Source organism: Ensifer soli, assembly GCF_041928815.1.
Taxonomy (GTDB): Bacteria; Pseudomonadota; Alphaproteobacteria; order Rhizobiales; family Rhizobiaceae; genus JBHFEI01.
The window spans coordinates 1-7640 of sequence record NZ_JBHFEI010000036.1; the positions used below are offsets into that span (position 1 = coordinate 1).

The 7640-nt window shown below is 59.5% G+C and carries 5 protein-coding genes and 1 pseudogene; 5 read left to right on the forward strand and 1 reads right to left on the reverse strand.

All coding sequences use genetic code 11. The annotated features are described in order from the left end of the window. Positions 1-77: 77 nt before the first annotated feature. The 5 genes and pseudogenes from ACEVQ6_RS23135 to ACEVQ6_RS23155 all read left to right on the forward strand — a co-directional run. Positions 78-320, forward strand: a pseudogene (locus ACEVQ6_RS23135) (HamA C-terminal domain-containing protein); the annotation flags it as partial. Continuing rightward, complete coding sequence (locus tag ACEVQ6_RS23140; protein WP_374891408.1) at positions 307-3810, forward strand: DEAD/DEAH box helicase; 3504 nt, start codon at positions 307-309, stop codon at positions 3808-3810. The pseudogene ACEVQ6_RS23135 and the gene ACEVQ6_RS23140, both read left to right, overlap by 14 nt. A 38-nt stretch (positions 3811-3848) precedes the next feature. Then, entirely contained in the window at positions 3849-4505 is a 657-nt protein-coding gene (locus ACEVQ6_RS23145; protein ID WP_374891409.1) for a hypothetical protein, read from the forward strand. Then, the gene (locus ACEVQ6_RS23150; RefSeq protein WP_374891410.1) at positions 4505-5194 is read left to right on the forward strand and encodes a PIN domain-containing protein; all 690 of its coding nucleotides are present in this window, start codon (positions 4505-4507) and stop codon (positions 5192-5194) included. The genes ACEVQ6_RS23145 and ACEVQ6_RS23150 overlap by 1 nt, the downstream gene beginning before the upstream one ends. Before the next feature lie 19 nt (positions 5195-5213). Further along, the gene (locus tag ACEVQ6_RS23155; protein WP_374891411.1) at positions 5214-5951 is read left to right on the forward strand and encodes a hypothetical protein; all 738 of its coding nucleotides are present in this window, start codon (positions 5214-5216) and stop codon (positions 5949-5951) included. A gap of 458 nt (positions 5952-6409) precedes the next feature. On the opposite strand, the gene ACEVQ6_RS23160 is transcribed toward ACEVQ6_RS23155, so the two are convergent. Continuing rightward, positions 6410-7531 (reverse strand): LA2681 family HEPN domain-containing protein, encoded by a 1122-nt coding sequence (locus ACEVQ6_RS23160; RefSeq protein ID WP_374891412.1) that lies wholly within the window; start codon positions 7529-7531, stop codon positions 6410-6412. Positions 7532-7640 lie beyond the last annotated feature (109 nt).

Sequence of the window (7640 nt, forward strand, 5' to 3'; positions counted from 1 at the left end):
CGATAGAGCTACGATGAGCCGAAAATCCTCTCTTCTCAACTCAACCAATTTTGTCTCACAGGCGCTGATGTCGGACACCGGACGACAACGCATTGGGGCGCAGCCTGCGTGACGAGGTGGGCCTGAAGTCCCTTCGCGCCGATCGCATCGATCACATGCTCTTCACTGTGTCTGGCAACGGCCCGCACGCTTCGCTGAAAGACGACCTCGATGCCACGGGGACCAATCGCGACCACTATGTCTTGAACATTCACGTCGAGGATCATCAGGACTTCATCGCAGCCATGTACCAGGAGGCGGAAGACCTTGGAGACGATTGACGAACTGACCGCATTCCTGGCGACAGCGACGGTTGACGGTATTCTGGGCCGTCTCCTCTATCGTGGCGCGGCCTGGTCGTTGATGCGCGAAGAGGGCGTGCTGCCGGCGAATGCGCCGCCCCTTGGCGCGACGATCGAGACGGACCTTGCCGAACACGGCTTCGCCCTACTCCGGGGCGCAATGGCCATGCGGGCTCAGGCCGGTGCTTCGCCATTGACCAGCAAGGCATTCGAGCGCGCTGCCAACGCTTTTGAGGCGCTGGTGCGCAACGGCGATCCGGAATCAGCCGATCGTGGTTTTCGCCGCACCATCGCCGCCGCAGCCTATCACCTGGCCGGCTTTTCGGCCGTCGCCTATTCCCTGTTTAACGAGACGGCGGGCGACCTCAATGCGTCTCCGGGCGAGACGGCGATCCAACACCTGATTCTGCGCGATCTTGGCAAGTTACGCGGATATGTTCGCGACTGGCTGGCCGACGAGGCTCATGGCGATGAGCAGATCGCCGCCGCCCTGACGGGCGAAGAACCCGATATCGATGAGGTGATATCGACGATCCTCAACACGACGATTTGCCGGGCGCTGGCCCATTTTGATTTTGCACTGGAGACCGGCGAACCCGAGCCGATCGAGATCGCGCGCGCGCTTCTGGGCACTGCGGTTAGCTTGGCTGACAACGCGGAAAATGTGCCGCTGTGGTGGATTTCGAACCTCTGCCGCCATCTGATCGACGACCTTTGGCGGCATTCGCTCCACCAGACTCTGCCGACCGAGCCGCCGGAGGGGGCGGAGGAAAAATATCCGGACCTGCGACGGCTGTTCATCTCGTCGCTCTACGCGCGCAAGACCTCTGAGGTCGAGTTGTGGCCATCGCAGCGCGAGGCGGCGCAACGCTCCACTGACATCAAGGACGACCTGGTCGTCGCCTTGCCGACCAGCGCCGGCAAGACGCGTGTGGCCGAGATCGCCGCGCTGATGACGCTGTCGTCGGCGCGCCGGGTGTTGATCGTTACGCCATTGCGCGCTTTGTCCGCTCAAACCGAGCGCTCCTTCAGAAAAACCTTCGCGCCCCTCGGCTTCAGCGTCTCCTCGCTTTATGGTGCCAGCGGTCTTTCGGCTGGAGATGAAGATGCCTTGCGCTCCCGTGAGATCATTATTGCGACGCCCGAAAAGCTCGACTTCGCACTGAGAAGCGATCCGTCGCTGATCGATGATGTCGGCCTTATCGTCCTCGATGAAGGCCACATGATCGGCCCGAGCGAGCGCGAAATCCGCTACGAGACGCTGGTGCAGCGCCTGCTGCGTCGCGCGGACGCGGGCGAACGCCGTATCGTCTGTCTCTCCGCCATTCTGCCCAGCGGCGACGAACTGGACGATCTCACCGCCTGGATCCGCTCTGACGAACCGGGCGAGCCGGTGCGTTCCGACTGGCGCCCGACGCGGCAGCGGTTTGGTGCGCTCACCTGGCGGGGTAAGGACGCATTGCTCCGGCTCGACCTTGATGACGATGGTCCGTTCCTCGACAAATTCGTGGTGCAGAAACCGGCGCGGGGGAAAGAGAAGAAGCCCTATCCGCGTAAGAACTCGCACCTCGCTTTGTTCGCGGCGTGGGAATTCGCCAGCCAGGGCAAGCGGACTTTGATCTTCTCCACCCAGGCGAATTGGGTCGAGAGCTACGGTAAGCAGGTCGTGAACCTCTGCAAGCGTGGCTATTTGGAGTCGCTGCTGGAGGATGAAGCGTCGATCGCGCGTGCCTTGGAGGTCGGCAAGGAATGGTTGGGCGAAGACCATCCGGCCGTCGCTTGTTTGAAGGCGGGCGTTGCCATCCACCATGGCCGGCTGCCGAGTCCATTCCTTCGTGAACTGGAAGCCCTTTTGTCCGAGGGTGTGCTGAAGGTCATCGTCGCATCGCCGACGCTATCGCAAGGCCTCAACCTCAACGCCGCCGTCCTGTTAGTGCCAGCGCTGTATCGGGCGTCCGAGAAGATCAAAGGCGAGGAGTTCGCGAATGTCGCGGGGCGCGCCGGACGCGCCTTCGTCGATGTTGAAGGCCTCATCGTCCACGTCATGTTCGATAAGATCGACTGGCGAAAGAAGGAATGGAGGAAACTGGTCGCCTCCGCAAAGGCCCGCACGCTGAAAAGCGGCCTCATCCAGATCGTCGCCGAAATTCTTGAGCGCTTGTCACGAGAGGGTGTGCTGGATCGTGATGACGCTTGGGAATATCTCGCCAATGCCCGCGAAGCCTGGCGATCGCCGGCGGAGGAAGCTGCGGTCGCCGAGCGTCTGGCTGCCGGCGCGGAATACGACGATGACGACGACGATGATGAAGACGCGGGCGATGACGAGGAAGAAACCATTGACGAGGAGCCGCTTTCGCAGATCGTCGAACGCCTCGATGCGACCGTGTTCGGTCTGATCGAGGCGCTGGACGCTGATCGGGCCGACCTCCCGAAGCTTCTGGACGAGGCGCTCAAGGGATCGCTTTGGGCGCGCCAGATTGCCCGTGAGGACGAGGACATCGCACCGCTGCACAGAAAGATATTCGAAGCACGCGCCGACCTAATCTGGAAGACCACCACGGCGCAGGCGCGGCGCGGACATTTCGCCATGGGCGTAGGACTTGAGGCGGGTCTCACCATCGACGCCATGGCCGACGAGTTGGCCGAGCTCCTCGACCGCGCAGACGAAGCGGCGTTGAGTGGCGAAATCGACGAACTTGTCGATGCCCTCGGCGGTCTCGGCGACCGCCTGCTGTTCATGCGTCCTTTCATTCCTGACAAGGCGAACGCGCTACCGGCTAATTGGAAGGCAATCCTAGGCCGTTGGGTGTCCGGCGAGGATGTTGCCACGATCGGGCCGCAGAACATGCGGGCGGTCGAAGATGCCTTTACCTATCGTTTGGTTTGGGCCTTGGAAGCTGTCCGTACCCGCCGCATGTCCCTCGGCTGGACGCCGGATACGGTGGCGGGTGGAGCCGCTGCTGCGGTCGAGACCGGCGTTCCGCAATTCATGATGTCGATGTTGATCCGGGCCGGTCTTCCATCGAGGCGCGCGGCCATGGCGGCGGTCGAGGACGCCAAACCGGTCTTCGTTACGCCTGCTGAGATGCGGGTCTGGCTCGAATCTGATGAGATCACGGCCTACACCGATGCTGGCGATTGGCCAACGCCCGACACGGCTGCGCTATGGGCGCGGTTCCGAACCGAGGCCCTCAGCGGCGGCATCCAGAAGTGGTCGGTCGAACACTATAAGCGGCTGCTCGACATCGCAGTCGCTCCGCCTGCCGGCCTATATAGGATTGTCACCGATGAGGGTGATGGGCGGACTTGGCTGACGACGCCCGATTACCTGCAGGTTGCCGCCTTCAAGAAGCCTGCGGTCGATCCCAAGCCCAGCCTGTTTTCGGGTCGATTGCCCGGCAACACAAGACTGGTGGAGGCGCTTCGTGTCGGCCGCGGAAAGCTGCGTTGGCCGCAGGCCGATGCGTAGGAGGCGACAGTAGTCAAAGATGTTCCGAAAGAAGCGATATGACAGATAAACTCGAAGTTTTCCAAGACATGGCCATTCACGGCGCGATCGAGAAGCGGCCTGAACTGCGCGAAGCGTTGATCGCAGCGGCGGTTGGTCCTTGGCGAGTGGATCTGGAACGATCGGCCGAGGTGGCGCGCAACGCTGTAACCTCGGAAGATGTCGTCCTTTTTCGTCGAGATGCCAGCCAAGACCATCCGGCGGCCGGGCTCACCCTATGGGGAACGGAGGACGGCTATTATGTCCCGAATATCGTACCCTTGGAGATGGGGAGTCTCACCTTCGCCCAATACAACGCCGTGCTCACGGATTTTATCGTACGCATTGCCGCGCCGGTCACTGCCCAATTCGGTTTTACCATTTCGACGACCGAACCTCGGCAGACACTCGATGATTGGTTGTCATCAGACGCCGCGCTGAAGCTCAAGCGCTTTTCCGGTGCGGCCAACAAGTCCACGGGAGCAAGTCACCCATCGGATGAACGCCGATGGTTCGATTTTCTTGTTGCTGTGCATCGCAGCGGCGACAAACCCGGCGCTGACAGGTTGGCGCGTTGGCTGCACGAAGTGGACGGCTGGGATGAGGATTCCGCGCATAATCTTGCGGGCGATTTCGAGACCGCAATCGCTCTTCTTGCCTATTATGACGAGCACTAATGCGGATGGATGCACACGCGATTGCATCAGCGGGCGTTCCGGTGCTGTGCATCGACACGTGCTCTATTCTGGACGTCATGCGTGACCCAACACGTGAGACAGCGAAACCCCACGATCGGCAGGCAGCCATCGATCTCGTGACGGCGGCGGAAGCCGGTCGTCTCATATGCCTTATGGCTGAACAGGTGGCGATCGAGTTTTCCGATCATGACCAGCCCGTACAGGATGAGGCCGAACGCAATCTCAAGAAGGTGCGGGAGCAACTCGACCGCATCAACAAGCTCTCCGCCGTCTTTGGCGCTCCGGGTAACGTCAACCTTGCGCATCTTGACGATCATGTCGGTCGTGCAAGAGCGGTTGTCGGGCGTTGGCTTGCCAAGCTCGACAGGGTCGTGCCCAGCCCTCAGACTCCCGCCAAAGCATTTGCGCGGGTCAACGCTTGTATCGCTCCAGCGAGACGCGGCAAGGAGTCCTCCAAAGATTGCCTGGTCTATGAAACCTATCTTGAGGCGGTGTCGATTTTGCGGGGTGCCGGGGTGACGACACCCATCGTTTTCCTTTCGTCGAACACCAATGAGTATTTGACAGAGGGCAGGATTCTGAAGCCTGAAATCGCGACGGAGTTCGGTGCGATCAACCTTGGCTATGCGTCCAATATGAGCGCTGCCAAGTACGCACTAGGCTTTTAAGGCAACAAGGGGGGAAGGTGTGGCAAGGAAAAGTGCTGTATCGAAGGCGATCTACACGCGCCACATCCGGCTTTACCGCTATCTCAACGACGCATGGATATTTACGGAACTGCTGCGGCCGGAGTTGAAGACGCGCGCGGACAAGCTCCGGCCTTCAAAGAGCAAGACGAAAAAGCCCTATCCGGTACCGAAGCGCAAAGGCACGGTTACGAGTCGGCGCCGGGACGAGGATATCGGCCTGATCTTCTACGCCCAGCACGAGCGGGGCATCTTTGAGACGAACATCATCTCGATGGTGTCGCGGGTCGAAGCCTTCATCCAGGAATGTATCGCAATCGCCGCGATTGGCTTTCCCGCCAAGCTATCGGTGCTGGCGGACAAGAGCGGTATTCCCCTCGACCTGTTCCTTGAGCATGAGGACCGGGATGACGTGATCCGCCGTTTCGTCGCGCTGAAGTGCGAGGGACTTATGTTCGGCAAACCGTCCGAATATCTCGACAAGGCGGCGAAGGTGCTGTCGATCGAGCTTGAGCCGGAAACGGTGCGCTCCTTCATCGAGATCAAGGCCTCGCGGGATATCATCATCCACAACAGCGGGCTCATCAACAAGCTCTACGTCGAGAAGGCCGGCGACAAGCGTCGGGGCGAGGCCGGGGAAGAACTGGTCATTGACGATGCTTATTTCCGGCACGTCATAGTGACATTGAAGGCACTGGCCGGGGCCATCCAGTCGAAGACGGAAGCGGTCTACAAGTAGCAGCGCCGCTCCCGCGGCGTGACGCCTTTTGGCGGCGGGTATTTCAGGATCAACGGGCGTCCGCGTTTAGAATGAAGCTGAGCGTCTTTGAATGGCGGGTTGGTGTTTCCGGGCGTGGCCGCCCAAAACCTGCCAGTCGGTTTTCCACCCCGCAGCGGGCAACCGATGGCGACAGTAAAAGCCAGATTTGGGGCGCAAACCTGCCGCCAAATGTACGATATCGTCGCCGTCTGATACGCAAACGCCGCCTAGAACCGCCGATCGCCGCATAGCGTTAAATATCTGTATAACTGTCAAAGGGTTATCACCATCTCATAGTTCTCATCTTCATCGGGCGCTGCCCGCCAGCCCCGCCGATTGCCGCCTATAGTGCGATATTGCCGCCGATTACCGCCTTTCACCGGGTGGGATAGTAAGCCGCCGATTCTACGCTACAGCCCAATCCCCTTCTTGCATAACTACATCGGGTCGCGTCGTTTGCGGCGATCGTCGAGACCAAAAAGGGACATCGATCCAATCAAAGTGTCAGGTCGCTCCCGCGCTCGCGCTCGTTCTTCGACGCCGATTGCCAAGGCCAACTGAATGAGCGCAGAACGCGCTATCTTGATCACACGAAGAGCCTTAGTCTCGAGAAGATCGCTGTCGATGGAGAACCCTAGGCCTTCGCTGCTTGGTGCGGCCCACATAAATGGCCGTGCCCAGCCCTCGTGTACCTGGAGGAATTTGTGTTCGAGCGCGTTACGGATGTCATGCAGCTCTCGCGCATCGGGTCCGGTCGTCCGCTTTAGTTGATCGTCGAACAACTCCTTCGAAAGCCAGAAAAGTCCGCGAAGCGGCCAGTTTGGATAATCTTTAAGGCGGTCGAGAAGTCGTGGCTTCCCTTCGATCATCCAAACATTCTTGAAATTGATGCGATTGGCGACTTTTCCCAACTTCCAATAATGATCGACAAGAAACGCTACCTTATCGAGCAGAGAATAGGCAATACGGTATGCCGTCCGCACCCGTTCGGTTGCGAGCGAGTGCATCGGATAGTCTAGTGTGTCGAATAGCCTAACGCGACGGTCAGAAAAGTGCAGATTTGTGTCGGAAAGACCCTCGTATAGCATGAAGCGGGCCGACACATATTCCTGTTTCATCTGATTGAAGAAGCCGATGACTGGTGGTGGCGTCACGACGCCCGGTCTCTCATCGAACCTTTCGCTTATAGGAGGCAGGACGAGGTCGTCACATGCCGCTCTTGCGTGCGACCCGAGATCATTGAGTGGATTCAGGAATAGGCGATGGTCGAGACACCACTGCCGATACTTTTGTTCGACCTTGCTGCGCCCGAGCGGCGGCACACCAAAATCCTGCAGCTCGCGTATTCGATCGAGATCGCCCGCCGCAGCATATGTTTTGGCTTCTTCAGCGAACTGTTGCGCCAATGCATCCGTGTAAATGGAGTCGTGTACTGCATCGGCGGCGGTAGCGGCAATCAGCCCATCATGGGCGTGCAACAATAAGATCGCGCGCTCGCGATCATCATCCAACATCCCAGCATAATGCTTGAGGCCATAGCCGCGATTGGCCTGCGCCATTGCGAACTTGGGAATGATGCGCAGCGCTGCGTTGGTCTGACCCCATTGGGTGGTCCGGTTTCAGTCTTAGTGCATGATCGGCTTTTCAACCATCGCCTGTGCCGATGAT

What these genes read in the sequence shown, in the direction of transcription:
- ACEVQ6_RS23145 (WP_374891409.1), top strand. Translation starts at nt 3,849, where the DNA reads ATGACAGATAAACTCGAAGTTTTCCAAGACATGGCCATTCACGGCGCG.
- ACEVQ6_RS23150 (WP_374891410.1), top strand. Translation starts at nt 4,505, where the DNA reads ATGCGGATGGATGCACACGCGATTGCATCAGCGGGCGTTCCGGTGCTG.
- ACEVQ6_RS23160 (WP_374891412.1), bottom strand. Translation starts at nt 7,531, where the DNA reads ATGGCGCAGGCCAATCGCGGCTATGGCCTCAAGCATTATGCTGGGATG.